General features: G+C 71.3%; 22 protein-coding genes. 4 read left to right on the forward strand and 18 right to left on the reverse strand.

All coding sequences use genetic code 11. The features are described from left to right. Positions 1–162: 162 nt before the first annotated feature. The 3 genes from ACFPP6_RS10215 to ACFPP6_RS10225 all read right to left on the reverse strand — a co-directional run bounded on the left by ACFPP6_RS10215 (position 163) and on the right by ACFPP6_RS10225 (position 2715). Positions 163–1098, reverse strand: a complete 936-nt coding sequence (locus tag ACFPP6_RS10215) for an ABC transporter substrate-binding protein (RefSeq protein WP_382040118.1) — start codon at positions 1096–1098, stop codon at positions 163–165. Positions 1099–1285: 187 nt separating this feature from the next. Then, complete coding sequence (locus ACFPP6_RS10220; protein WP_256790977.1) at positions 1286–1969, reverse strand: ABC transporter permease; 684 nt, start codon at positions 1967–1969, stop codon at positions 1286–1288. Further along, positions 1969–2715 (reverse strand): ABC transporter permease, encoded by a 747-nt coding sequence (locus tag ACFPP6_RS10225; RefSeq protein WP_382039326.1) that lies wholly within the window; start codon positions 2713–2715, stop codon positions 1969–1971. The genes ACFPP6_RS10220 and ACFPP6_RS10225 overlap by 1 nt, the downstream gene beginning before the upstream one ends. Before the next feature lie 136 nt (positions 2716–2851). On the opposite strand from ACFPP6_RS10225, the gene ACFPP6_RS10230 reads away from it, so the two are divergent. Beyond that, positions 2852–4018 (forward strand): ABC transporter ATP-binding protein, encoded by a 1167-nt coding sequence (locus ACFPP6_RS10230; RefSeq protein WP_058045620.1) that lies wholly within the window; start codon positions 2852–2854, stop codon positions 4016–4018. Positions 4019–4632: 614 nt separating this feature from the next. Here the strand turns inward: ACFPP6_RS10230 and ACFPP6_RS10235 are convergent. The 6 genes from ACFPP6_RS10235 to ACFPP6_RS10260 form a co-directional block, all read right to left on the reverse strand. Then, positions 4633–5127, reverse strand: coding sequence for a DUF3180 domain-containing protein (locus ACFPP6_RS10235; protein ID WP_382039329.1), 495 nt, complete (start codon positions 5125–5127; stop codon positions 4633–4635). Positions 5128–5189: 62 nt separating this feature from the next. Beyond that, complete coding sequence (folK, locus tag ACFPP6_RS10240) at positions 5190–5783, reverse strand: 2-amino-4-hydroxy-6-hydroxymethyldihydropteridine diphosphokinase (RefSeq protein WP_382039330.1); 594 nt, start codon at positions 5781–5783, stop codon at positions 5190–5192. Then, positions 5780–6139 (reverse strand): dihydroneopterin aldolase, encoded by a 360-nt coding sequence (folB, locus tag ACFPP6_RS10245; RefSeq protein WP_058045618.1) that lies wholly within the window; start codon positions 6137–6139, stop codon positions 5780–5782. The genes folK and folB overlap by 4 nt, the downstream gene beginning before the upstream one ends. Positions 6140–6450: 311 nt before the next feature. Beyond that, positions 6451–6939, reverse strand: coding sequence for a nuclear transport factor 2 family protein (locus ACFPP6_RS10250; RefSeq protein ID WP_382039333.1), 489 nt, complete (start codon positions 6937–6939; stop codon positions 6451–6453). Beyond that, complete coding sequence (folP, locus tag ACFPP6_RS10255; RefSeq protein ID WP_382039334.1) at positions 6936–7886, reverse strand: dihydropteroate synthase; 951 nt, start codon at positions 7884–7886, stop codon at positions 6936–6938. Before folP ends, ACFPP6_RS10250 begins: the two co-directional genes overlap by 4 nt. 103 nt (positions 7887–7989) lie before the next feature. Continuing rightward, positions 7990–9843, reverse strand: a complete 1854-nt coding sequence (locus ACFPP6_RS10260) for a phosphatidylglycerol lysyltransferase domain-containing protein (RefSeq protein ID WP_382039336.1) — start codon at positions 9841–9843, stop codon at positions 7990–7992. A 169-nt stretch (positions 9844–10012) separates the two neighbouring features. Here ACFPP6_RS10260 and ACFPP6_RS10265 point away from each other — a divergent pair, with 169 nt between their 5' ends. Further along, positions 10013–11122 carry an alpha/beta hydrolase gene (locus ACFPP6_RS10265; RefSeq protein WP_382039338.1) on the forward strand — a complete coding sequence of 370 codons (1110 nt, stop codon included), beginning with the start codon at positions 10013–10015 and terminating at the stop codon, positions 11120–11122. A 164-nt stretch (positions 11123–11286) separates the two neighbouring features. On the opposite strand, the gene folE is transcribed toward ACFPP6_RS10265, so the two are convergent. From folE to dacB, 6 genes are all read right to left on the reverse strand, one after another. Further along, a complete protein-coding gene (folE, locus tag ACFPP6_RS10270) occupies positions 11287–11892 on the reverse strand; it encodes a GTP cyclohydrolase I FolE (RefSeq protein WP_179082001.1) in 606 nt (201 codons plus the stop codon). 143 nt (positions 11893–12035) lie between these two features. Next, entirely contained in the window at positions 12036–14030 is a 1995-nt protein-coding gene (gene ftsH / locus ACFPP6_RS10275) for an ATP-dependent zinc metalloprotease FtsH (protein WP_382039340.1), read from the reverse strand. Positions 14031–14296: 266 nt separating this feature from the next. Beyond that, a complete protein-coding gene (gene hpt, locus ACFPP6_RS10280; RefSeq protein ID WP_058047052.1) occupies positions 14297–14836 on the reverse strand; it encodes a hypoxanthine phosphoribosyltransferase in 540 nt (179 codons plus the stop codon). 99 nt (positions 14837–14935) lie between these two features. After that, positions 14936–15952, reverse strand: coding sequence for a tRNA lysidine(34) synthetase TilS (gene tilS / locus ACFPP6_RS10285; RefSeq protein WP_382039342.1), 1017 nt, complete (start codon positions 15950–15952; stop codon positions 14936–14938). 190 nt (positions 15953–16142) lie between these two features. Beyond that, positions 16143–17288, reverse strand: coding sequence for a zinc-dependent metalloprotease (locus tag ACFPP6_RS10290; protein WP_382039344.1), 1146 nt, complete (start codon positions 17286–17288; stop codon positions 16143–16145). 171 nt (positions 17289–17459) lie between these two features. After that, on the reverse strand, positions 17460–18917 hold the full coding sequence (gene dacB, locus ACFPP6_RS10295) for a D-alanyl-D-alanine carboxypeptidase/D-alanyl-D-alanine endopeptidase (protein WP_382039346.1): 1458 nt from the start codon (positions 18915–18917) through the stop codon (positions 17460–17462). A gap of 86 nt (positions 18918–19003) precedes the next feature. Between dacB and ACFPP6_RS10300 the strand changes: the two genes are divergently transcribed. Then, entirely contained in the window at positions 19004–19501 is a 498-nt protein-coding gene (locus ACFPP6_RS10300) for an inorganic diphosphatase (protein WP_030367366.1), read from the forward strand. Between the two features lie 339 nt (positions 19502–19840). On the opposite strand, the gene ACFPP6_RS10305 is transcribed toward ACFPP6_RS10300, so the two are convergent. Further along, the gene (locus ACFPP6_RS10305; protein ID WP_382039348.1) at positions 19841–21532 is read right to left on the reverse strand and encodes a threonine/serine exporter family protein; all 1692 of its coding nucleotides are present in this window, start codon (positions 21530–21532) and stop codon (positions 19841–19843) included. A gap of 208 nt (positions 21533–21740) precedes the next feature. Then, positions 21741–22463, reverse strand: a complete 723-nt coding sequence (locus tag ACFPP6_RS10310; RefSeq protein WP_382039350.1) for a DedA family protein — start codon at positions 22461–22463, stop codon at positions 21741–21743. Positions 22464–22699: 236 nt separating this feature from the next. On the opposite strand from ACFPP6_RS10310, the gene ACFPP6_RS10315 reads away from it, so the two are divergent. Then, entirely contained in the window at positions 22700–23065 is a 366-nt protein-coding gene (locus ACFPP6_RS10315; RefSeq protein WP_382039353.1) for a YbjQ family protein, read from the forward strand. A 73-nt stretch (positions 23066–23138) separates the two neighbouring features. On the opposite strand, the gene ACFPP6_RS10320 is transcribed toward ACFPP6_RS10315, so the two are convergent. After that, a complete protein-coding gene (locus ACFPP6_RS10320; RefSeq protein WP_382039356.1) occupies positions 23139–23897 on the reverse strand; it encodes a MerR family transcriptional regulator in 759 nt (252 codons plus the stop codon). Between the last annotated feature and the right edge of the window lie 30 nt (positions 23898–23927).

The raw sequence follows: 23927 nt of genomic DNA on the forward strand, positions 1-23927 counted from the left end.
GACGGATGTCGCGGCGACCGCCGATGGGGGAAGAAGCCTGTGCAGGGATGGCGAATGGCGGTGGCGTCCTCGTGGCATGGCCTGAAACTTACCGTGCGTCGCCTTCGGAGTGTGACTCCACCACGAAACTCTTCCCTTGATCTTACTTGTCCCCTACACCTCTCACTTCGTCAGCAGCCCCTTCTCCTTGAGGTACTGCGCGGCGACATCCGCGGGCTTGAGCCGACGCGCATCAACCTTCTTGTTGAGTTCGGTGAGATCCTCTGTGGTCAGCACCCTGGTGAGCTTCGCGAGAGCATCGGCGACCTTCTGCGAACCGGCCTTCTCCGCATTCACCACGGGCAGCACGTTGTCGGAGTTCTGCAGCTTCTTGTCGTCCTTGAGCAGGACCAGTCCGAACTGTTCGAGCGTGGCGTCCGTCGTGGTGGTCAGGAGCAGCTGCGCCTTGCCGTCCTTGACCGCCTGCTTGGCCTGGACGCTGCCCACCTCCAGCGGGGTGATGCCGGCGACCTTGATGCCGTAGGTCTTCTCCAGGCCGGGCCGGCAGAAGGGCCGCTGCGGGCATTCGTCGCCGGCCGCGAGCGTGACCTCCTGGCCCGACTTTCCAAGATCGGAAAGCGTCTTGAGCTGGTGTTTCTCCGCAAACTCCGCCGTCACCGCGAAGGCGTTCTGATCGACCGCACGGCCCGGGTCGAGCACCTTCAGTCCGCGCGGCTCCGCGAGTTTCCGCAGGGCCTTCACCGTGGCATCCGCGTCGGCCGACGCGACGGCGGGGGCGTCCTTGCCGTTCTGCTTCTTGTTCAGGAATTCGGCGAGCGTCGCCGCATACTCCGGGACGACGTCGATCCGGCCCTTCTCCAGCTCCGGTTCATAGAGCTCGCGGGCCTCGGCCGTCCTGATCGACGGGGAATATCCGGCGTCCTTCAGCAGGCCGGCGTATATCTCGGCGAGCACCTTGGACTCCGTGAACCCCGCCGACCCGATGACGAGGGAACCTCCGCCCGGCTTCGCCGACCCGCCGCCCCCTCCCCCGGACTTCTCCAGGCTGTCGCCCCCGCACGCGGAGAGGCCCGCCGTCAGGGCGGTGACACCGGCCATCGCCAGCAGGGCGCGGGAGGTCCGCGCCCGGCGCGGGGTGCCGCTCACGGCTCCCGCAGAAGGCCCCGTGGAAGACCCCGTGGAAGATGGAGAGAACACAGAAAACACAGAAAACACGGAAAGATCCGCCCTTCGGTTCCGGCGCCCGGCTCTCCGGCCGCCGTCGCTTCGATGACCGGCGCCGCGCCTACCCCGGCACCGGCCCCGTACGCCGGCGCACCGGATCCAGCAGCCGCTCGGCCACCACCAGCACGCCCTCGACGAGCAGGGCGAGCACCGCCACCAGCAGGGCGCCCGCCACCACTTGGGCGGTGTCGGTGAGCCGGAAGCCGGCCGTGATGATGCGGCCCAGGCCACCGCCGCCGGGCAGGGCGGCGAGGGTGGTCGTCGCCACGACCTGGACGGCGGCGGTCCGCACGCCCGTCACGATCAGCGGGAAGGCCAGCGGCAGCTCGACGCGGGCGATGAGCTGACGGCCCGTCATTCCCATGCCGCGGGCCGCCTCGACCACGTCGCGATCCACCTCGCGCATGCCGACGTAGGCGTTGGTCAGCAGCGGGGGTATCGCGAAGAGCACCAGGGCGATGACGGTGGGCCAGGAGCCGTGCGTACCCAGCGGACTGAGCAGCAACAGCACCAGCACGGCGAAAGTGGGCACCGCGCGGCCCGCGTTGGAAAGGTTCACCGCGAGGGCCCCGCCCTTGCCCAGATGGCCCAGCAGCACGGCCACCGGAAGCGCTATCGCGCAGGAGAGTGCCAGGCACACGACCGTCAGGAAGAGGTGCTCACCGAGCCGGTGCCACACGCCGTCGGTGCCCGACCAGTGCGCGCCGGTGGCCAGCCACGTCCACGTACGCTCGACGACTCCCATCAGAGCGCCCCCTCGACGGCCGCCGGCCGGCCGGTGGCCTTGCCGCCCCCGGGGCCGGACTTCGCCTTCCCGGCCTTCTTCCCCGCCCTCGTCCACGGGGTGAGCAGCCGCTGGACGAGCAGCAGGAGCAGATCGGCCGCGACGGCCAGGGCCACGCAGAGCACCGAAGCGGTGAGCACCTGCGCCTTGAAGTAGCTGTGCATCCCGTCGTAGACGAGATTGCCCAGGCCGCCGTAGTGGAGGATCGCTCCGACGGTGGTGAGCGAGATCGTGGAGACCGTGGTGATCCGCAGACCCGCCATCAGGGCCGGGAGCGCCAGGGGCAGTTCCACCCCGAGGAGCAGGCGCACCGGGCCGTAGCCCATGCCGCGGGCGGCCTCCCGCGTCTCCTCCGGAACCGCGGCGAGCCCGGCGAGGATGTTGCGCACGAGGATCGTGAGCGAATACAGCACGAGGCCCGTGATGACAACGGCCGGCGACAGCCCGAAGAACGGCACCAGGAGCGAGAACATCGCCAGCGACGGCACCGTGTACAACACGGTGGTCAGGCCGAGGACCGGGCCCGCCACCGCGCGCCACCTGCGGGCCAGCAGCGCCAGCGGGAACGCCACGAGGAGCCCGATCGCGACCGAGGCGAGCGTGATGCCGATGTGCTGGAGCGTGGCGTCCGTCAACTCCTGGCCGCGCGTGCGCAGATACTCGCCGCAGATCCAGTCATTGCTGATCAGGCAGTCCTGACCGGCCATGCGCTCCCACCTCCCCCAGGCCGTCGACCGTCGGTTTGCCGGTTACCAGCGACCCTAACCCGGGGCACTGACATTCGAGCCGGCCGCCACACAACGGCAACAATGTCCGCAGGGAGTACGGCCAGAATGGGGAACCATGATCCGCTTCGAGCACGTCACCAAGCGCTACGCCGACGGCACGACCGCCGTGGACGACCTGTCCTTCGAAGTGGCGGAGGGCGAGCTGGTCACGCTCGTGGGGCCGTCCGGATGCGGCAAGACCACCACGATGAAGATGGTCAACCGGCTCATCGAGCCCACGTCGGGACGGATCCTCCTCGACGGCGACGACATCGCCGGCGTCGACCCCGTCGAGCTGCGGCGCCGCATCGGCTACGTCATCCAGCAGGTCGGGCTCTTCCCCCACAAGACCGTGCTGGAGAACACCGCGACCGTCCCCCACCTGCTGGGCTGGCAGCGGAAGAAGGCCCGGGAGCGGGCCGCCGAACTGCTCGACCTCGTCGGCCTCGACCCGGCCGTCCACGGCGCCCGCTACCCCCACCAGCTCTCCGGCGGGCAGCGGCAGCGGGTCGGCGTCGCGCGGGCGCTCGCCGCGGACCCGCCCGTGCTGCTCATGGACGAGCCGTTCGGGGCGGTCGACCCGGTGGTGCGGGAGCGGCTCCAGAGCGAGTTCCTGCGGCTGCAGTCGCAGGTCCGCAAGACCGTCCTGTTCGTCACGCACGACATCGAGGAGGCCGTCCGCCTCGGCGACCGCATCGCCGTCTACGGCCACGGCCGCATCGAACAGTTCGACGCCCCGGCGACGGTGCTGGGCGCGCCCGCCACGCCCTACGTCGCCGACTTCGTCGGGGCCGACCGGGGCCTGAAGCGGCTCTCGGTCACCCCGATCGAAGCGGGTGACCTCGAACAGCCGCCGGTCGTCCACCTGGACGACACCGTGGCCGCCGCCGGCGCCGCACTGGCCGTGGACGACGCCCGGTGGGCCGTCGTCCTGGACGACGCCGACCGGCTGCACGGCTGGATCTCGGCCGAAGCGCTCGCCGACGGCGGGGGCACGGTGCGGGAACGGGCGCGCCGCATGGACGCCTGGCTCCCGGTGGGAGCCTCGCTCAAGCAGGCCTTCAGCACGATGCTGCAGCACGACGCGGGCTGGATCGCCGTCCTCGACGGCGCCGCGGCCGACCGCTTCGTGGGCGTCCTGACCCCCGCCCGGCTGCACGAGGCGCTGCGCCGCTCGATCGACGCCGACGCGAGGGGCGCTGCGCGCAGCGAGGTCGATCTGGAGAGCATCCCCGGGGCGTAGCCCGGGGATACTCTCCGACAGTTCGTACGGAGCGAGGCGACCCCGCCCGCTTCCCCTCCGCCGCAACGGCGATCAGCCACCACGGCGACACCCGGCGGTGCCAAGCCCACCCGAGGTTCGTACGGCACCGCCGGAATCCACCGTCGTGGTCACGCGCCGACGCGGCGGAATCAAGCGTGCGGACACCCGTGACCCACGGGCCGGGCCCCAGGGGCGCAGCCCGGAAACGGTGACCCCGCCACCCTCATCCCGCCGCAACGGCGATCAGCCACCACGGCGACACCCGGCGGCGCCAAGCCCACCCGAGGTTCGTACGGCACCGCCGGAATCCACCGTCGTGGTCACGCGCCGACGCGGCGGAATCAAGCGTGCGGACACCCTTGACCCACGGGCCGGCCCCGGCGGCGCAGCCCGGAAACGGTGGCCCCGCCACCCTCATCCCGCCGCAACGGCGATCAGCCATCACGGCGACACCCGGCGGCGCCAAGCCCACCGAGGCCCGTACGGCACCGCCGGAATCCACCGTCGTGGTCACGCGCCGACGCGGCGGAATCAAGCGTGCGGACACTCGTGAGGGTGCCGTCGCGGCGGATTCAAAGGGCGCTGCGCGCCCTTTACCCCCGGGCCGTGCCCGGGCCGCCCGGGCCCTCGTCCTCGTCCTCGGGGAGTTTGCAGACGCGCTCCAGGAAGAACGCCGCGGCGATCACGGCCATGCCCGCGACGACCGACGCGCCCGCGTAGATCACCTGTTCGCGGCGGATCGCGACGTCCAGGCCGTCGAGGCCGAGGAAGACGCCGACGCCGCCGTACATGCCGGCGACGAGCGCCGCGACCAGCGCGCTGGCCTGGCCGAAGACGACCGCGCGGGCGGCGAGCAGCGGATCGACGCCCTTCGCCCCGGGACGCCGCTCGCGCTGCGCGCGCAGCCGGGCGCGCAGGGACAGCGCCGTGGCGGCGAGGACGACGGCGATGACCGCGAGCACGATGGGCGCGGCCACCGGCACCCGCGGCAGCGTGCCGACCGCGTCCCACAGCCGGGCACCCGCCCAGGAGAGCACCCCGGCCACGGCGAACAGCCCGGCCAGGACACCGATCCGCAGTTGCTTCACCGAGCCGTCGCTCCTCTTCTCGATCACATCCCCGAAAACCGGGGGCCTACTCGGGCAAACGCCTACTCGGGCAGCCGGAGTTCCAGGTCGACCCGCGGCTGCACGCCGTCGAGGCCGACGGCGGCGAGGAGCTCGACCACGGCGCCGCGGCCCGGGACCACGGCCTCGGGATCCACATCGTGCCAGGGAGCGAGGACGAATGCGCGCTCGTGGGCGCGCGGGTGCGGCAGGGTGAGCACGGGGTCGGCGGAGACCACGTCCTGGTAGGCGACGATGTCGACGTCGAGGGTGCGCGGGCCCCAGCGCTCGTCCCGCACGCGCTCGAAGGCCTCCTCGATGGCGTGGCCGCGCTCGAGCAGGGAGTCCGGCGGGAGGGTGGTCTTCACGAGGACGACGGCGTTGAAGTAGGACGGCTGGGTGCCGGGCTCGACGCCCCACGGCTCCGTCTCGTAGACCGGGGAGACGGCCTTGACCCGCAGGCCGGGCGTGTCCTCGAGGGCGTCGACCGCGCCCTGGAGGGTCTCCAGTCGGTTGCCGAGGTTGCTGCCCAGGGAGATCACGGCTCGTTTGGGATTGCTCAGGGTCACGTCCGCCGCGTCCACCTGCTCCACCACGGAGGCGGGCACCGGCTGCACGGTCGGGTCGCTGCTGCTCATACTCGGCTCCGCGTAATAGTGATCGTCACATCGTCAAAGGGCACGGTGATGGGGGCGTCCGGCTTGTGGACGACGACCTCCACTTCGCGCACCGCATCGTGCTTGAGGCAGTTCTGGGCGATCCGCTCGGCCAGGGTCTCGATGAGGTCGACGGGCTCACCCTGGACGATGCCGACCACTTCCTCCGCCACGACGCCGTAGTGCACGGTCTTCGCGAGGTCGTCGGAGGCGGCCGCGGGCCGGGTGTCCAGGCTCAGGACGAGGTCCACGATGAAGGTCTGCCCCTCTTCGCGCTCCCGGGGGAACACGCCGTGGTGCCCACGGGCCTTCAGGCCGCGCAGCGCGACACGATCCACACGAATCACTCCTGCTGGTCGTCGGACGGGGGCACCTCTGATGCCCGGTACCCACGTCGAATCTACCTGCGAGCGCCGACAGCGCTCGCACATGGAGGCTAGGGGTTGGTGTACATATCTGCGGATACTTCCGGACGTTTCAGGGCCTTTCGGACGGCCCGCGCGCCCGGCCGCTCCCGACTCGCGCCGCGCTTACCCGGCGACCCCGTTCCCCACCCCTACCCGCCCGCCCAGCAGCCCGAACGAGTGGCGGGCATTCCGCCGCGCTGACGTGGATCACGCCTCGTGAGGCGGGTGTGACGCGAGATACGTCACGCTCCCGAAATACCGTCCGCGTCGTCCGGGCCGTCCGTTTCGTCCTCCTCGTCGTCGCGCCCGGCGAGCACCGGCGAGCCGTGGTGCGACCACACCTTCCACTCCTCGCCGACGCGCCGGAAGGCGTTCGTCGCCACGACGAGCTGCCCCACCAGGGGCCCGAGCTCGCCCTCCTCCTCGGCCGGGCCGCCGCTGAGGATGTTCTCCGTGCAGGTGACGAGCGCGGTGTCGCCGGAGACCGAGACCTCGACGTCGGTGAGGAAGAACTGGATGTAGTCCGTGCTCGCCATGATCAGCGCGTACGAGCGGAGCACCTCCTTGCGCCCGCGCAGCACCGGCCACCCGGGGTGGACGCACGAGACCTCGGTGTCGGGGTCGTCCAGCCACAGCCGGCCCATCGCGTCCGTGTCGCCGCGCTCCACCGCCTCGTACAGCGCGGTGTTCGCCAGCTCGACCAGCTCGCCGTCCGTACGGGCGGTGCTCACACGGCCTCCTCGGCGCCTGCCGCGCCCGCCCCGCCGGTCACGCCTGCCCCGTCCGCCACGCCGCCCGCCGCAGCCGCCGCGCCCGCCGCCGCATCCCGCACCGCCTGCACCACGCGCACCGCATCCGCGCTGGCCCGCACCTCGTGCACCCGCACCGCCCAGGCACCCTCGCGCGCCGAGAGCGCCGAGACCGCGGCCGTCGCGGCGTCCCGCTCCCGGGCCGGCGGCGGCTCGCCCCCGGGGCCGGCCAGCACCCGGCCGAGGAAGCGCTTGCGGGAGGCGGCCACCAGCATCGGCAGCCCCAGCTCCCGGCGCAGCCGCGCCAGGCCCGCCACCAGCGCGAGGTCGTGCCCGGCGTTCTTGGCGAAGCCCAGGCCCGGGTCCACGACGAGCCGCTCGGGGTCGACGCCCGCGGCGACCACGGCGTCCAGCCGCTGCTGCAGCTCGGCGATCACCTCGCCGACCACGTCCCCGTAGACCGCCCGGCTGTTCATGTCGGCGCTGAAGCCGCGCCAGTGCATCACCACGAAGGGCACCCGGGCCGTGGCCACCACGGGCACCATCGCCGGATCGGCGAGCCCGCCGCTCACATCGTTGACCAGAGCCGCTCCGGCCTCGACGGCCGCCTCCGCGACCGAGGCCCGCATGGTGTCCACCGACACCACGGCGCCCTCGGCCACCAGCTCGCGGACCACCGGGACCACCCGGCGCAGCTCCTCGCCCTCGTCCACCCGCGACGCCCCGGGGCGCGTGGACTCGCCGCCCACGTCGACCAGGTCCGCGCCGCCGGCGATGAGGTCGAGACCGCGCTTGACCGCGAGTTCGGTGTCGAACCAGCGCCCGCCGTCGGAGAACGAGTCCGGCGTGACGTTGACGACGCCCATCACCGCACAGCGATTCCACTCCGGCAGACCGACGGGCCCGTGACGACCGCGCAAGGTACTCATGGGACCAGCCTAGGGCGTGCCGCAAAGAGGAGTGCCCCCGACCGGAAGCCGGTCGGGGGCACTGCCGCACACACTTTCCGCGGGGTCACCACGGCGCGGGCGCTCACGCCGCGCGCGTGACCTCCGAGGCCGACACCTGCTCGTCGGCGTCGTCCAGGACGTCCTTCGGGGGCGCCGGGCGGCGGCGCAGCAGGCGCGGCAGCTCCAGGAAGCCCTCCGCCTGCATCATCGCGAAGCCGATGCGGGGCAGGTCGCGGCTGTTGGGGAAGACGATGAAGCGCGGCTCCCAGCGCGGCCGGAACTTCTCGTTGAACTTGTACAGCGACTCGATCTGGAACCAGCGCGAGAGGAAGACCAGCACCGAGCGCTGGATGCGCACGACCGGGCCGGCGCCCAGCTTGCCGCCGCGCTCCAGGGCGGAGCGGAAGAACGCGAAGTTCAGCGACAGGCGCTTGACCTTGAGCTCGGGCGCGGCCTGCAGGAAGGCGACGATCAGGAGCTCGTTCATGCCCGGGTCCGCGCTGCGGTCGCGGCGCATGAGCTCCAGGGAGCTGCCGTCCGGGCCCCACGGCACGTAGTGCTGCATGGCGCGGAGGTCGCCGAACGGGCAGTCCTCGCCCTCCTCCGGGTCCTTGTGGGCGGTGGCGATGATGGCGTCCAGGTCCTTCGGGTCGCCGATGCGGCCCAGGGCCATGGAGAAGCCGCGCTCGTCCTCGGTGTCGCGCCAGGCGTTGGCGGCCTTCTGGACGGCCTCGAGCTCCTCGGGGCCCAGGTCGCCGACGCGGCGCACCTTGGTGCTGTAGCCGTTGCGCTCGATGCGCTTGACCATCTGGCGGACGTTGCGCATGGAACGGCCGGTCAGGGAGAAGTCGGCCACCTCGACGATGGCCTCGTCGCCCATCTCCAGGGCGTCCAGACCGGTCTCGCGGGTCCACACCTCGCCGCCGGTCTCGCTGCAGCCGGCGACGGCGGGCGTCCAGGAGTGGCGCTTGGCCAGCGCCATGAACTGCTCGATCGCGCCGGGCCAGGCCTCGACGTCACCGATGGGGTCGCCGCTCGCGAGCATCACGCCGGAGACGACGCGGTAGGAGACGGCCGCCTTGCCGGAGGGCGAGAAGACCGCGCTCTTGTCGCGGCGCAGCGCGAAGTGGCCCAGCGAGTCGCGGGCGCCGTGCTTGGCGAGCAGCTCGCGCAGCCTGTCCTCGTCCTCCTCGGTGAGGACGGCGGCCGGGTACGCGGGCATGAAGGCCAGGTACGCGGTGGTGGCGACGGTCAGCAGGCCGAGGGCGCCCAGGGAGTAGCCGACGGTGTAGTCGACGTGCTCGGTGTAGCGGATAGAGCCCTCGAAGCCGAAGAGGCCCCAGAGCACGTGCTGGATCTGCTCGCTGACCGGCGGGTCGCCGATCATCTGGTCCGGGTGCGAGCCGACGATCACCCAGCCGAGGCCGAAGCTGGCCGCGCCCATCAGGACGAAGTTGGCCGCGACCTTCCAGCGGCTGCGCGGGTCCGGCAGCGCGTAGAAGGAGCTCTTGTGCCACACGAGGTAGATGAAGAGCAGCAGGGAGAGGATCGCGCCGATGTAGGAGTGGCGGTAGACCAGCTGCGCGGCGGCGCCTATCGGCAGCAGCACGACGGCGGCGAGCCAGGCGCGCTGCTTGGCCCGCTTGAGTCCGTGGGCGAGCATCAGCAGCAGGATGCCGACGATGATCGAGCCGGCCGCGGCCAGCTGGGTCACGGAGCCGGGCAGCACCTCGGCGAGGCTGTGGACCTTGCTCCAGCGGAACCGAGGAACGACACCGGCAAGGACGTCGAGCAGGCCGATGAGGGCAGCGACCGTTCCCACGACGGCAGGCACGTTCTCGGGCTTGGGCCCTCTGACGATACGCGCAAGCCTCGACAGTCGCTTGGTTCCCTCGGGAACCCCATCGGACTTTTTGCCATCTACCCTGACAGACATCTCTTCCCGTCGTCCTGTCGAGTGGACCTGCGCCATCTGGCGGCAGCGCCCGGACAATGTGCGCCCTGTAGGACGACGGTTTCGGGGTTGAGGTTCCGCGGGGGGCCGAGCCCGGAAAGAAGTAACCATTCCGCGACTCGGCGCCGGGTCGCTCGGCAGAAAGCACCTCATGGGTCTCACCAGCATGGCAGTTCTGCTGCTTGCCATCGCGGCTGCGGTAGTGCTCTTCGCGTTGACCATTTGGCTCTGGCCCCGCCTGGGCAAACGGAGCGTGGGCTCCATACTCGGCAGGGTGGGCATGATGCTGGCCACACAGCTCACCCTGTTCGCCGCGATCGGTCTCTGGGCCAACCAGTCCTTCGGCTTCTACGGCTCCTGGGCCGACCTTTTCGGCCAGGTCAAGGAAGAGGGCGTCGTCGTCGACCACAGCGCCGGCGGCAAGCGGGTGCAGGTCGTGAACACCCAGGCCGTGAAGGTGCCGCGGGGCAACGTCCCGCGCGTCGGCGGAAAGATCGAGAAGATCCAGGTCGCGGGCGTCGAGTCGAAGATCAACGGCCCGGCCTACGTCTATCTTCCGCCGGAGTACTTCCAGCCGGAGTACGCGAACCGCAAATTTCCCGCGTCCGTCGTCCTGACCGGATACCCGGGCACCGCGGAGGCGCTCATCAAAGGGCTCGACTACCCGGTCCGCGCTCACAAGCTGAGCAAGGACAAGAAGATGCAGCCCACCGTTCTGGTGATGATGCGTCCGTCCATCGTCGGCCAGCGCGACACCGAGTGCATCAACATACCGAACGGCCCGCAGGCCGAGACGTTCTTCGCCAAGGACCTGCGCAAGGCCATCACCGAGCAGTACCGGGTCGGCGACAAGGCCGCCAACTGGGGAATCATCGGCAACTCGACCGGCGGCTACTGCGCCCTGAAGATCGCCATGCGCAACCCGGACTCCTACAGCGCCGCGGCTTCCCTCTCGGGCTACTACAAGGCCCTCCAGGACCCCACGACCGGTTCCCTCTTCGGCGGCAGCAAGAAGCTGGAGAACGAGAACGACGTGATGTGGCGCCTCAAGCACGAGAAGACGCCGCCGATCTCCGTTCTGGTGACCAGCAGCAAGCAGGGCGAGCACAACTACAAGGACACGCTGAAGTTCATCGAGATGGCCAAGGGCTCGGCCCGGGTTTCCTCGATCATCCTGGACAGCGGCGGCCACAACTTCAACACGTGGCGACGTGAGCTGAACCCGACCCTGAAGTGGATGGGCAGCCGCCTTTCCGCCTAGCGCCTCCGGCGGTTCCCGCAGCATTGCCGGTTCCGCCGTCCGCATTCCGCCGGACACCCGCCGAAGTGGCTTCGCACCGCTGCGGCGGGCTTTTCCTTTCCGGCGGTGCCGGCCCGGCCGGTATTACGGCCCGGCCGCCGAGCCCCCCGCGGGAGCGGCCCCGGTTACCGGGCCATGATCAGGCTCATCGCCTCCGCGCGCGTCGCGGGGTCGCGCAGCTGGCCCCGGACCGCCGAGGTCAGCGTCTTCGCGCCGGGCTTGCGGATGCCCCGCATGGACATGCACATGTGCTCGCACTCGATGACCACGACCACGCCGCGCGGCTCCAGGATCTCCATCAGCGAGTCCGCGATCTGCGTGGTCAGCCGCTCCTGGACCTGCGGCCGGCGGGCGTAGACGTCCACCAGGCGGGCCAGCTTCGACAGGCCGGTGATCTTCCCGCTGGTCGACGGGATGTAGCCGACGTGCGCCACGCCGTGGAACGGCACCAGGTGGTGCTCACAGGTGCTGTAGACCTCGATGTCGCGCACGAGCACCATCTCGTCGTGCCCGAGGTCGAACGTCGTGGTGAGCACGTCCTCCGGCTCCTGCCAGAGACCCGCGAATATCTCCTTGTAGGCGCGTGCCACCCGGGCCGGCGTCTCGCGCAGGCCCTCCCGGTCCGGGTCCTCACCCACGGCGAGCAGCAGCTCACGCACCGCGTTCTCGGCGCGCTTCTCGTCGAATGCGCCGATGTTCCGCTCGGCGTCCAGCGTCACCGGGTCGGTCATGGAGTGCCTCGTTCTCTCGTGCGTTCGTAGCAACCGGCACGGCCGGATAAACGGGATGCCGCGTCCCCCAGGCTAAAACCTGGGTGACGCGGCATCCATTCCGGGCCCTGTGGTGCAGGGCCCGGCAGGGCCTGTACGGCGGCTCAGTTCTCCGGGCGGGCGTCGTCCGGGAGGTCGAGCGTCTCCATGCTCTGACCGCCGTTGCTCGGGGCGAGCTCCTTGGGGGAGAGCACCGGCGGGCGGGTGGAGGGGGTGCGGCGCGAGGAACCGGTCCACGCCGGGCGGGCCGGGCGCTTCACGATGTGCTTGAAGACCTCGGCGATCTCCTCCTTGTTCAGCGTCTCCTTCTCCAGGAGCGCCAGAACCAGGTTGTCGAGCACGTCGCGGTTCTCGACGAGGATCTCCCACGCCTCGTTGTGCGCGGTCTCGATGAGCTTCTTGACCTCTTCGTCGACCAGCGCGGCGACCTCTTCGGAATAGTCGCGCTGGTGCGACATCTCGCGGCCCAGGAACGGCTCGGAATTGTCGGAGCCGAACTTGATCGCGCCGAGGCGCTCGGTCATGCCGTACTGCGTGACCATCGCGCGGGCCGTGGCGGTGGCCTTCTCGATGTCGTTGGCGGCACCGGTGGTCGGGTCGTGGAAGACGAGCTCCTCCGCCGCGCGGCCGCCCAGCATGTACGCCAGCTGGTCGAGCATCTCGTTGCGGGTGGTGGAGTACTTGTCCTCGTCGGGCAGGACCATGGTGTAGCCGAGGGCGCGGCCGCGGGACAGGATCGTGATCTTGTGCACCGGGTCGGAGTTCGGGGAAGCCGCCGCGACCAGGGCGTGACCGCCCTCGTGGTACGCGGTGATCTTCTTCTCCTTGTCGCTCATGATCCGGGTCCGCTTCTGCGGGCCGGCCACGACGCGGTCGATCGCCTCGTCCAGCATGTGGTTGTCGATCAGCTTCCGGTCGCTGCGGGCCGTCAGCAGGGCGGCCTCGTTCAGCACATTGGAGAGATCGGCACCCGTGAAGCCGGGGGTGCGGCGGGCGACGGCCGACAGGTCGACGTCCGGGGCGACCGGCTTGCCCTTCTGGTGGACCTTGAGGATCTCCAGACGGCCCTGCATGTCCGGGCGGTCGACGGCGATCTGCCGGTCGAAACGGCCGGGGCGCAGCAGCGCCGGGTCGAGGATGTCGGGACGGTTGGTGGCGGCGATCAGGATGACGCCGCCCTTGACGTCGAAGCCGTCCATCTCGACGAGGAGCTGGTTCAGGGTCTGCTCGCGCTCGTCGTGACCGCCGCCGAGGCCCGCGCCGCGGTGCCGGCCGACGGCGTCGATCTCGTCGACGAAGACGATGGCCGGGGCGTTGGCCTTGGCCTGCTCGAAGAGGTCACGGACCCGGGAGGCACCGACACCCACGAACATCTCGACGAAGTCGGAGCCGGAGATCGAGTAGAACGGCACGCCCGCCTCGCCGGCGACGGCGCGCGCGAGGAGCGTCTTACCCGTACCGGGCGGGCCGTAGAGCAGCACACCCTTGGGGATCTTGGCGCCGACGGCCTGGAACTTCGCCGGCTCCTGCAGGAACTCCTTGATCTCGTGGAGCTCCTCGACGGCCTCGTCGGCGCCGGCGACGTCGGCGAAGGTCGTCTTGGGGGTGTCCTTGGTGATCAGCTTGGCCTTGGACTTCCCGAAGTTCATCACCCGGGAGCCGCCGCCCTGCATCTGATTCATCAGGAACAGGAAGACCACGACGATGAGGACGAACGGCAGCAACGACAGCAGGACGCCGATGAACGGGTTCTGCTTGGACGTCGAGACGTTGTATCCCTCCGGGATCATGTTCTTCTCGGCGTTGGCCTGCAGGGACTTCGCGATGTCGACGCCCTGCTCGCCGATGTAGTTCGCCTGGATCTTGCTCGAGCCCTTGACCTTCTGGCCGTCCTTGAGCTCAACCTTGATCTTGTTCTCGTCGCCGGTCGTCAGCTCGGCCGATTTCACCAGGTCCTTGTTGATCGCGTTGACGACCTGGCTGGTGTCCACCGACTTGTAGCCGCCGCCGGAGCCGACGACCTGCATCAACACGACCACGGCGAGGACGGCCAGCACGATCCACATGACCGGCCCACGGAAGTAGCGCTTCACGTCCATCCATACGGGGCGCGAGCGCCCCGTCCCTCCTGCCACAGTGAGGCACGGCCAGCCCCTGGACGGGGTGCCTGTGCGTACGGTGTCCTGCTCGACCTTGAAAGCTTGACTTGAAAGCCTGAAAAAGACTGACCTTCGGACGGTACCCCAGCATTGTCTCCCGACGCCGCTGCAGACGGTCAACCAACCCGCCTTACCCTGCTCCAACGGCGGGAACCCTCATTCGGTTCCCGCGCGCCGGTGGGTGCCCGCCGACCAGGCCCGGGGGCTCAGCCGCCGTAGACGTGCGGCGCGAGCGTGCCCACGAAGGGCAGGTTGCGGTACTTCTCGGCGAAGTCGAGACCATAGCCGACGACGAACTCGTTGGGGATGTCGAAGCCGACCCACTTGACGTCGATCGCAACCTTGGCCGCCTCCGGCTTGCGCAGGAGGGTGACGACGTTGAGCGAGGCGGGCTCACGGGAGCCCAGGTTCGACAGCAGCCACGACAGCGTCAGGCCCGAGTCGATGATGTCCTCGACGATCAGGACGTCCTTGCCCTTGATGTCGGTGTCGAGGTCCTTGAGGATGCGGACCACACCGGAGGACTGGGTGCCCGCGCCGTACGAGGACACGGCCATCCAGTCCATCGTCACGGGGTTGGAGAGCGCGCGCGCCAGGTCCGCCATCACCATGACGGCGCCCTTGAGGACACCGACGATCAGCAGGTCCTTGCCCGCGTACTCCGCGTCGATCTTCGCAGCCAGCTCCGCCAGCTTCGCGTCGATCTCTTCCTTGGTGATGAGCACCGACTTGAGGTCGGTGCCCATGTCCTTGTCGTCCACCCGCGCCACTCTCGCTTGTCTACGGATCGTCCGGCATTTCCGCGGCGAGCTGAGGCCCGTTCGTGACGTTCGTGCCCGTTCGAATCAGCCCTGCCGGAGGACCAGTCTGCCACCCTGCCTGCGGACCGCGACCCGCCCGGGCAGATTGATGGCCCCTTGGCCGCGCCATCCGGTGATCAGCCGGTCGACTTCCTCGATGTGCCGGGCGAAGAGCGAACCGGCCGGGGAACCCGCCGAGATGGCCGCCCGGCGCAGCACCCGGCGGCGGACCGCGGGCGGCAGGGCGTAGAGCTTGGCGGTCTCCAGGGCGCCGCTGTCGTCCCGGACGGAGGGCTCTACGGTGGCGGCCCAGTCGTCCAGGGCGTCGGCGTCGTCCCGGGAGAGCTGGGCGGTGCGGGCGAGGGCCTCGATCACGCCCTTGCCGAGGGCCTTCTCCAGGACGGGGAGGGCCTCGTGGCGGACCCGGGAGCGGGTGTAGGCCGGGTCGGCGTTGTGCGGGTCGTCCCAGACGGGCAGGGACTGGACCATGCAGGCCTTGCGCGCGGTCTGCCGGTCGAGGCCGAGGAAGGGACGGCGGTAGCGGCCGCCGACGCCGGAGGTGACGGCCATGCCGGCGAGGGAGCGGGTGCCGGAGCCGCGGGCGAGGCCGAGGAGCACCGTCTCGGCCTGGTCGTCCCGGGTGTGGCCGAGGAGGACGGCCACGGCGCCGTGCCGCTCGGCGGCGGCGTCGAGGGCGGCGTAGCGCGCGTCGCGGGCGGCGGCTTCGGGGCCGCCGTCCCTGCCGACGGTGACGGTCAGGGCCTCGACGGGGTCGAGGTCGAAGGCGGCGAGGCGGCTCGCCACCTCGGCGGCGCGCAGGTCGGAGCCGTGCTGGAGGCCGTGGTCGACGGTGACTCCGCCGGCCCGGATGCCGAGCCGGGGGGCCTCGAAGGCCAGGGCGGAGGCGAGGGCCATGGAATCCGCGCCGCCGGAGCAGGCGACGAGGACGAGCGGCTCACGGCCGCCGGGGGGGACGGATTCGGGTGTGGTGGGGGTGAGGACGTCGTGAAGTACGCGGCGGACCGCCAGGCGTATCGCGGCGACCGCGGGATGTGGACCCATGTCCGTGTGTCCAATCGTTCCATATGGAGATCGTTCGGAGCTGCGCGAGCTTCGAGGCCTTCAGTCACGCTGTGTGCGTCGATGGTGACAGAAGCGAGCCATTACCCGAGCATCGCACGCCCACCCCTGACCCACGGTCCCTCGGACGGGTGATTACGGAGGCGTTCTACCCGGAGGAGGAGCTTCCGGTTCACGGCTCGTTCTTGCGGTGCACCCTTGCGACCCAGTCCGCCGGTTTGGCGATCTCCGCCTTGGTGGGCAGGGTGTTCGGGGATGTCCACACCCTGTTGAAGCCGTCCATGCCGACCTCGTCGACGACGGCCCGCACGAAACGCTCACCATCACGGTACTGGCGCAGCTTCGCGTCCAGGCCCAGCAGCCGGCGCAGCGCCGCGTCCAGCCGGCCCGCGCCCTTGGCCCGCCGCTGCTGGAACTTCTCCCGGATCTCCGCCACCGACGGCACGACCTGCGGCCCGACGCCGTCCATCACGTAGTCCGCATGGCCCTCCAGCAGCGACATCACCGCCGTCAGCCGGGCCAGGATCTCCCGCTGCGCGGGCGTCTGCACCAGGTCCACGATGCTGCGCCCGCCCTCGTCCGCGCCCTCCTCCTCCGGCGGGCGGCCGCCCGCCAGCGACTGGGCGGCCTCCCGGATCCGCTCCAGCAGCGTCGCGGGGTCGACCTCGGTCTCCCCCAGGAAGGACTGGATCTCGCCCTCGATGTGGTCGCGCAGCCAGGGCACGGCCGTGAACTGCGTCCGGTGCGTCTCCTCGTGCAGGCACACCCACAGGCGGAAGTCGTGCGGGTCCACGTCCAGCTCGCGCTCGACGTGGACGATGTTCGGCGCCACCAGCAGCAGGCGGCCGCCGCCCGTCGCCGAGCCCGGCAGGTCCCTGCTCGCCGGGGCGAACGTCTCGTACTGGCCCAGCACCCGCGACGCCAGGAACGACAGCAGCATCCCCAGCTCCACGCCGGTCACCTTGCCGCCGACCGCGCCGAGCACCGCGCCGCCGGGCACGTTCGCCCGCCGGTCCTGCATCTTCTCCAGCAGCGGGCCCAGGAGTGCGCGGAACCCGGCCACGTTCGCCTTGATCCAGCCCGCCCTGTCCACCACGAGCACCGGGGTGTCGTGTCCCGCGCCGTCCTCGCCCGGGCCGGGCGCCATCCGGGTGAACGCCCTGACGTGCTCCTCCGACGTCGCCGCGTGCCGCCGCAGCTCCGCGACGACCGCCCGCGCCTCCTCCCGGCTCACCTCCGGCCCGGGCCGTACGAACCGGGTCGCGGTCGCCACCGCGAGCTTCCAGTCGACCATCTCCGCACCACTGATGCTCGTCATGGCTTCACCGTACGTGGGCCGCTCCGCGAGCGGGACCCATCGCCCGGGGCGGTTGCGCATTCCGCCGGACGCCCTCGCCGTGGGGGTGCACCGCCCCGTAAGGGCCGCGGGGAACCGCGCGACCGGCCACGTCCGGCCCGCAGCCGACCGACCACGCCTGCGGCGCAGCGCTCAGCGGCACCCGCAGCCCGCGACCGCCGTCGCCAGCCGGTCCAGCGCCCCCTGTGCGCCCTCGCCGGACGCGGCGCCCGTCGTCATGAAGGCGAACGACAGCAACCGCCCGTCCGCGTCCACGACGGTGCCGGACAGCGTGTTCACCCCCGTGAGCGTGCCGGTCTTGGCGCGGACGACGCCACGCCCCGCCGCGTCCGCCCCGTACCGCCCGCTCAGCGTCCCGCTGAAGCCCGCCACGGGCAGTCCCGTCAGCACCGGCCGCAGCTCCGGGCGGGCCGGATCGGCCGCCCGGGCGAGGAGGGAGGCCAGGAAGGCCGCCGAGACGTTGTCCGCGCGGTCGAGCCCGCTGCCGTCGGCGATGCGCGCCCCGGACAGCGGCAGGCCGAGCTTCTCCAGGCGGCCGGTCACCGCCCTGGCCGCGCCCTCGAAGTCGGCGGGCTGCCCGGACGCCAGCGCCGTCTGCCGGGCCAGCGCCTCGGCGATGTCGTTGTCGCTGTTGGTCAGGGTGCGCTCGACGAGCGCGGCCAGCGGCGGCGAGGAGACCGCGGCGAGACGTTCCGCCTTGTCGCCCGCGCGCCCCGCGGCCGGGTCGCCGTCCACGTCGACGCCCGCCTCGCGCAGCATCCCGGCGAACTTCCGCCCCGCGTCGCCGGCCGGGTCCGCGGTGCGCTCGGCGGGGCCGCGGTCGGAGTCGTCCAGGCGGCCCTCGTCGACCATCAGGGCGCTGACCGGCGCGATGTTCTCGTTGGGCCCTATGGGGTGGGCGGCGGGACCGGAGTAGCGGGAGGCGTCGTAGGCGACCTTCACCCGGCCCTTGCCCCGCGCCTTGAGGCCGCGCGCGGTGGCGTCCGCCAGCTCCTTCAGGCTCGCGGCGGGCTGCGCCCCCTCCCTGGCGGGGCGGGCCGTGAGCGTGGGGTCTCCCCCGCCGACGAGCACGACGGTGTCGCCGTCGGCCACGGCGGTGGTCTCGATGCGGTGCGCGGGCCCCAGCGCGGCCAGCGCCGCCGCGGCCGTGGCCGTCTTGATCGTGGAGGCCGGGGTGTACGGCGTGTCCTGGTCGGACCCGTACAGCTGCCGCCCGGTGGCGACGTCGACGACCGCCGCCGAGGTCTGCGCGCCCAGCGCGGAGTCCTTCAGCAGGCCGTCGAGGGCGCCGCCGAGCCCGTCCCGGGTCGGCTGCGGAGCCGTCGCCCGGCCGCCGAGGGCCGCGAGCACGGGCGGCGCGTCCGGGCGTACGGGCTCGGCGCGACGGCCGCCGCCGGCCGCCGTGTCCGCGGCCGCCCGCGCCCGCTCGGCCTTGCGCTGGCCGCCCTCCCAGGGGCCGGCCGCGCCCACCGCGGTACCCGCCACGACGAGCCCCGCCACGGCGGAAACCGCCGCGAACCGCGCGGTCCGCGCCCGGGGCGTGCCCGGCCACGGCCGCGGCCGCAGCCGCCACGACCTGGTCTCCGACATCCCGGACCAGCCCCTTTCGCCAGCACACACCCACGTGAGAGACACTTAACCACCAGACGTATGTGTTGATCATGGAGGAGCCACCCGTGGAGTTCGACGTCACCATCGAGATCCCGAAGGGTTCGCGGAACAAGTACGAGGTGGACCACGAGACCGGTCGCATCCGCCTGGACCGCCGCCTCTTCACCTCGACCAGCTACCCGGCGGACTACGGCTTCGTCGAGAACACCCTCGGTGAGGACGGCGACCCGCTGGACGCCCTCGTCATCCTCGACGAGCCCACTTTCCCGGGCTGCCTCATCAAGTGCCGCGCCATCGGCATGTTCCGCATGACGGACGAGGCCGGCGGCGACGACAAGCTGCTGTGCGTCCCGGCGAACGACCCGCGCATGGAGCACCTGCGCGACATCCACCACGTGTCGGAGTTCGACCGCCTGGAGATCCAGCACTTCTTCGAGGTCTACAAGGACCTTGAGCCGGGCAAGTCGGTCGAGGGTGCGGACTGGGTCGGCCGCGCCGAGGCCGAGGCCGAGATCGAGGCCTCGTACAAGCGCCTCGAGGCTGCGGGCGGCGCCCACCACTGAGCCTGCGGCTCGCTTCGCGCGGGGCCGGGGTTGCCGTACGAGTCGTACGGCAACCCCGGCCCCGCGCCGTTTCTGTGCCGCGCCCCGGCCGCGCCCCGGCCGGTCAAGGATGCGCTCGCATCCTTGAAACCGCCGCGACGGCGATACGCCACGACGGCGAAGCCCGGCGGTGCCGTACGGGCTCAGGTGGGCTCGGCACCGCCGGACACGCACGTTGTGGCAGATCGCCGTCGCGGCGGACACAATCGTGCGCACTCCGCGCAGGAACCTTCCCACCATTGGCGGCAGAGGGCTTCCGGGGCACCCGGAAGCGTGCCGGTGCCCTCCGCGTAAGGCTTGCTAGAAGCCTCGCGTGCGCTTTGCCGCGCGGCGGCCCGCCGCCTCGCCCGGGACCTTCAGGAACATCCGGGCCATCTCCGAGCCCAGGTTCACGCCGATGGCGATCGCCAGGGCCAGGGCGGCCGCCTTGGTGAGGCTGGCGATGCCGGTGTTCAGCTCGTTCTTGGCGAAGTTCAGCAGCGCGAAGTAGACGGCGCTACCGGGCAGCAGCGGCCCGATCGCCGCCGTCACGTACGGCAGCGCGGACGCGTACCGGTAGCGCGAGAGCAGCTGCCCGAAGAGGCCGACGAGCCCGGCGGCGATGGCCGTGGCGGGCACGGGGTCCAGCCTGGCGGTGTCGGCGAGCGCGCCGTAGACGACCCAGGCGACCCCGCCGTTGAGCGTGGCGACCCACACAGAGTGACGTTCCTGCTGGAGCAGCACCGCGAAGGCGAAGGACAGCAGCATCGCGGCGATGATCTGGATCACCGGCCGCTCCACGCGCTCCAGTGCCGCCTCCGGGTTGAGCGTGGCCCCGCCGATGTGCACGCCCCCGTAGAGGACCATCAGCACGCCGCAGACGATGCCGGCGATCAGGTAGCCGACTTCGAGGAGCCGGGCCGCGGCGGTGATGTAGTAGCCGGTCAGGCCGTCCTGGACGCCCGCCACGAGCGCCCGCCCGGGGATCAGGGCGAACAGCCCACCGGTGATCACCGCGGACGCCTGGACGTCCACGTAGTCGTGGAGGGCGCTGAGCGCGACGCCCATCGCCGCGGGCGGCAGCCCGGCCGCCACGAACTGGTAGAACTCCGGCAGCCCGCGCCCGGAGGCGAGCCACGCCAGCCGGTCGCCCAGCATCGCGCCGACCGCGGCGGCGAGGAAGACGACGAGCCCGCCGCCCACGAGCATGCTCGCCGCGCCGGCGAGCAGCCCGGAGGCGGCGGTCAGGCCCCAGCCGGGGTACGGGTGGCGGTTGCGGCGGATCTCGGCGAGGCCGCGGTAGGCCTCCTCCAGCGTCAGCCCCTGCGACGTGATGGCGTGGACGAGCCGGAAGACGGCGTCCAGGCGGGTGTAGTCGGTGCCGCGCCGCCGCACCGTGCGGTTGGCGGTGACGGGGTCGTCGACGAGGGACGGCTGGTAGCTGACGGTCAGCAGCGTGAAGGTGACCGTCGGCTCGCAGCGGTGGAGCCCGTAGGCGTGCGCGACGCCGAACATCGCCGCTTCCACGTCCTCGGCGCCCTCGCCGCCCGCGAGCAGCAGCTCGCCGATGCGCAGGGTCAGGTCGAGGACGCGCGGGACGGGCGGGCCGGGCTCGTCCTGCTTGGCGGCCCGCTCGGGGGCGGGCCGCTCGCCGACGGGCATGCGCAGCATGGTGCGCATGCGGTCCTGCCAGGGCGTGTCCTTGGTCAGGCTGACCTTGGGCGAGCCGTAGGGCGGCGTGTAGCCGGGCAGGAGCGTGCTCTGGGTGGTGCTGGAGTCGGGGGCGACGGCGCCCGCGGGGAGGGTGAAGGCCGAGCCTTCGGGTTCGCTGGGCGGCTCGGGGGCGACGCCCTCCGGAATGGCGAACTCCGAGGTGGGGTGCTCTTCCTCGGGCGGTTGCGGGAGCGGGACGCCGAGCGGCGGGGTGAAGGCGCTGCGCGCCTCGTCGGACTGGGGCTTGCGGTCCTCGGGAGCCTCTCCGGCCCCGCTGCCACCCCGCTGCCGCTCAGCCACCTCGCGCTCCTCGTACGCCCCGCGCCGCCGGTGGAACCCCGGCGGCGCACTAGCCCTAGGGTCACCATGCCTGATCAGGGGGGCGTGTGCCCAGTGGGGCGAGGACTATGCGGAACGAAGATCCGGCGAGCGGACCTGCGAGCGGGCCTACGAGGGGCCCCACGAGGGGATTTGCGAGCAGATCTGCGGGCGGATCTGCTCGCGGGCGTCAGCGGCGCGCGTGGCGGCCGCGCTGCTGCTGGGCCGGCGGGCGGGGGCCGCCCACCGCGCCCGGGTGGGCGCCGCCCTGCGCCGCGGCCTTCTTGCTCTTGGAGCGGGCCCGCAGGAACTCGACGATGATCGGCACCACCGAGATCAGCACGATGGCGATCAGCATCATCTCGATGTTCTTGTGAACGAACTCGATCTTGCCCAGCGCCGCACCGAGCACCGTCACGCCGACGCCCCACAGGATGCCGCCGACGATGTTGAAGATGAGGAACGAGCGGTAGTTCATCCGGCTCACGCCGGCGATGATCGGCGTGAAGGTGCGGATCACGGGCACGAAACGGGCCAGGACCAGCGATTTCGGGCCGTACTTCTCGAAGAACTCGTGCGCCTTCTCCACGTTCTCCTGCTTGAAGAGCTTGGAGTCGGGGCGCTTGAACAGCGAGGGGCCGACCTTGCGGCCGAAGAGGTAGCCCGCCTGGTCGCCGGCGATCGCCGCGACCGCCACCAGCGTGCAGACGACCCACAGCGGCTTGCTGATCTGGCCGGTGGTCACCAGCAGGCCCGTGGTGAACAGCAGGGAGTCACCGGGGAGGAAGAAGCCGATCAGGAGGCCGGACTCCGCGAAGACGATGGCCAGGACGCCGATCAGACCGAATTGCTCGATCAGATAGTTCGCGTCCAGCCACTGGGGACCGAGCGCGAGAGTGGTCGTGGGGGTCACGGGTGACAGGCTCCTGGGTCGAGGGCGCAGGCTCGTGCGAGGCCCGGGCACAGGCTGGGCGGGGTGATGTGCGGCCCCAAGTTACCAACGCGACCGGGAGCCTCCGCGTTCCAGTGTGCGGCAGCGGTCCGGCAACGACCGCCCCGTGCTGTGTACACCCGTTCGGAGCAACCCCCGGACCCCCGCATGCGTCCTGGTCAGGCACCGGCAAAACTGCACACACGGAGGTGGATGCGATGGGCATCGAGGAGTACGGCGGCGGGCAGAGCCAGTCCGACGTCCTGGTCGTGACGACGAACGACGTCCCCGGCTACAAGGTCGACCGCGTCATCGGCGAGGTCTTCGGCCTCACCGTGCGCTCCCGCCACATCGGCAGCCAGATCGGCGCGGGCCTGAAGTCCCTGGTCGGCGGCGAGCTCAAGGGCCTGACGAAGACCCTGGTGGAGACCCGCAACCAGGCCATGGAGCGGCTGGTCGAGCAGGCGCGGGCCCGGGGCGCGAACGCGGTGCTGATGTTCCGCTTCGACGTGACGGAGGCGGCGGACGTGGGCACGGAGGTGTGTGCGTACGGCACGGCGGTGGTGATCTCGCCCCGCCCGTGACGGGACGGCCGACGGGGGCGGTCCGGGCGTCGAAGCCCGGGCCGCCCCCTGCTGCTCACACGCTTCACGCGTTTCACACGTTGCGCACCGCATTGGCCAGGATGGCGTCCCGGAGGTAGCCGGCCATGCCGGGCCGAATGGCCTCATAGGTGGCGGTGAACCGCTCGTCTGTGACGTACATCTCGGCGAGGCAGGTGTGAATCTCGTACGTGCAGTCGTAGTAGAAGCGCACGATCTGCTGCCGGTGCTCCTCGGCGAGGTCCATGGCCTCCGGGGAGTCCGCGGCCGCGCCGGTGCCCATGAGGGCGGCGATGCGCTCGTTGAGCCCGTTCGCCTCGGCCTGGATCCGCAGCCAGTCCTCCTTCGTGTACGAGGCGACCCGGCGCTGCGACTCGCGGTAGGCCTCCGTGTCGCCCCACCGCTGCTCGACCTCCTCCGCGTGCTCGTCGGGGTCGAAGTCCCCGAACACCTCGAACTTCTCCTCCGGCGTCAGCCTGATCCCCATCTTCTTCGCCTCCATGGCGTGCTCCACGGCGGTGGCCATGCGCTGGAGCTTCTCGATCCGCTCGACGAGCAGACCGTGCTGGCGGCGCAGGTGCTCGACCGGATCCGCACCCGGCTCGTCCAGCAGCACCGCCACCTCGTCCAGCGGAAAGCCGAGCTCCCGGTAGAACAGGATCTGCTGCAGCCGGTCGAGGTCGGCGTCGTCGTAGCGCCGGTGCCCGGCGTGACTGCGCTCACCGGGCGAGAGCAGCCCGATCTCGTCGTAGTGGTGCAGCGTCCGCACGGTCACCCCGGCGAAGGCGGCGACCTGTCCCACGGAGTAGCTCATCTCCGCTCCTTTCCCGTTACGGGCTTGCGG

The sequence above is a fragment of the Streptomyces aureoversilis genome, from assembly GCF_042657885.1.
Taxonomy (GTDB): domain Bacteria; phylum Actinomycetota; class Actinomycetes; order Streptomycetales; family Streptomycetaceae; genus Streptomyces; species Streptomyces aureoversilis.

What these genes read in the sequence shown, in the direction of transcription:
- ACFPP6_RS10215 (WP_382040118.1), bottom strand. Translation starts at nt 1,098, where the DNA reads ATGGCCGGTGTCACCGCCCTGACGGCGGGCCTCTCCGCGTGCGGGGGC.
- ACFPP6_RS10220 (WP_256790977.1), bottom strand. Translation starts at nt 1,969, where the DNA reads ATGGGAGTCGTCGAGCGTACGTGGACGTGGCTGGCCACCGGCGCGCAC.
- ACFPP6_RS10225 (WP_382039326.1), bottom strand. Translation starts at nt 2,715, where the DNA reads ATGGCCGGTCAGGACTGCCTGATCAGCAATGACTGGATCTGCGGCGAG.
- ACFPP6_RS10230 (WP_058045620.1), top strand. Translation starts at nt 2,852, where the DNA reads ATGATCCGCTTCGAGCACGTCACCAAGCGCTACGCCGACGGCACGACC.
- folK (WP_382039330.1), bottom strand. Translation starts at nt 5,783, where the DNA reads ATGAGCAGCAGCGACCCGACCGTGCAGCCGGTGCCCGCCTCCGTGGTG.
- folP (WP_382039334.1), bottom strand. Translation starts at nt 7,886, where the DNA reads ATGAGTACCTTGCGCGGTCGTCACGGGCCCGTCGGTCTGCCGGAGTGG.
- ACFPP6_RS10260 (WP_382039336.1), bottom strand. Translation starts at nt 9,843, where the DNA reads ATGTCTGTCAGGGTAGATGGCAAAAAGTCCGATGGGGTTCCCGAGGGA.
- ACFPP6_RS10265 (WP_382039338.1), top strand. Translation starts at nt 10,013, where the DNA reads ATGGGTCTCACCAGCATGGCAGTTCTGCTGCTTGCCATCGCGGCTGCG.
- folE (WP_179082001.1), bottom strand. Translation starts at nt 11,892, where the DNA reads ATGACCGACCCGGTGACGCTGGACGCCGAGCGGAACATCGGCGCATTC.
- ftsH (WP_382039340.1), bottom strand. Translation starts at nt 14,030, where the DNA reads ATGGACGTGAAGCGCTACTTCCGTGGGCCGGTCATGTGGATCGTGCTG.
- hpt (WP_058047052.1), bottom strand. Translation starts at nt 14,836, where the DNA reads ATGGGCACCGACCTCAAGTCGGTGCTCATCACCAAGGAAGAGATCGAC.
- tilS (WP_382039342.1), bottom strand. Translation starts at nt 15,952, where the DNA reads ATGGGTCCACATCCCGCGGTCGCCGCGATACGCCTGGCGGTCCGCCGC.
- ACFPP6_RS10290 (WP_382039344.1), bottom strand. Translation starts at nt 17,288, where the DNA reads ATGACGAGCATCAGTGGTGCGGAGATGGTCGACTGGAAGCTCGCGGTG.
- dacB (WP_382039346.1), bottom strand. Translation starts at nt 18,917, where the DNA reads ATGTCGGAGACCAGGTCGTGGCGGCTGCGGCCGCGGCCGTGGCCGGGC.
- ACFPP6_RS10315 (WP_382039353.1), top strand. Translation starts at nt 22,700, where the DNA reads ATGGGCATCGAGGAGTACGGCGGCGGGCAGAGCCAGTCCGACGTCCTG.
- ACFPP6_RS10320 (WP_382039356.1), bottom strand. Translation starts at nt 23,897, where the DNA reads ATGAGCTACTCCGTGGGACAGGTCGCCGCCTTCGCCGGGGTGACCGTG.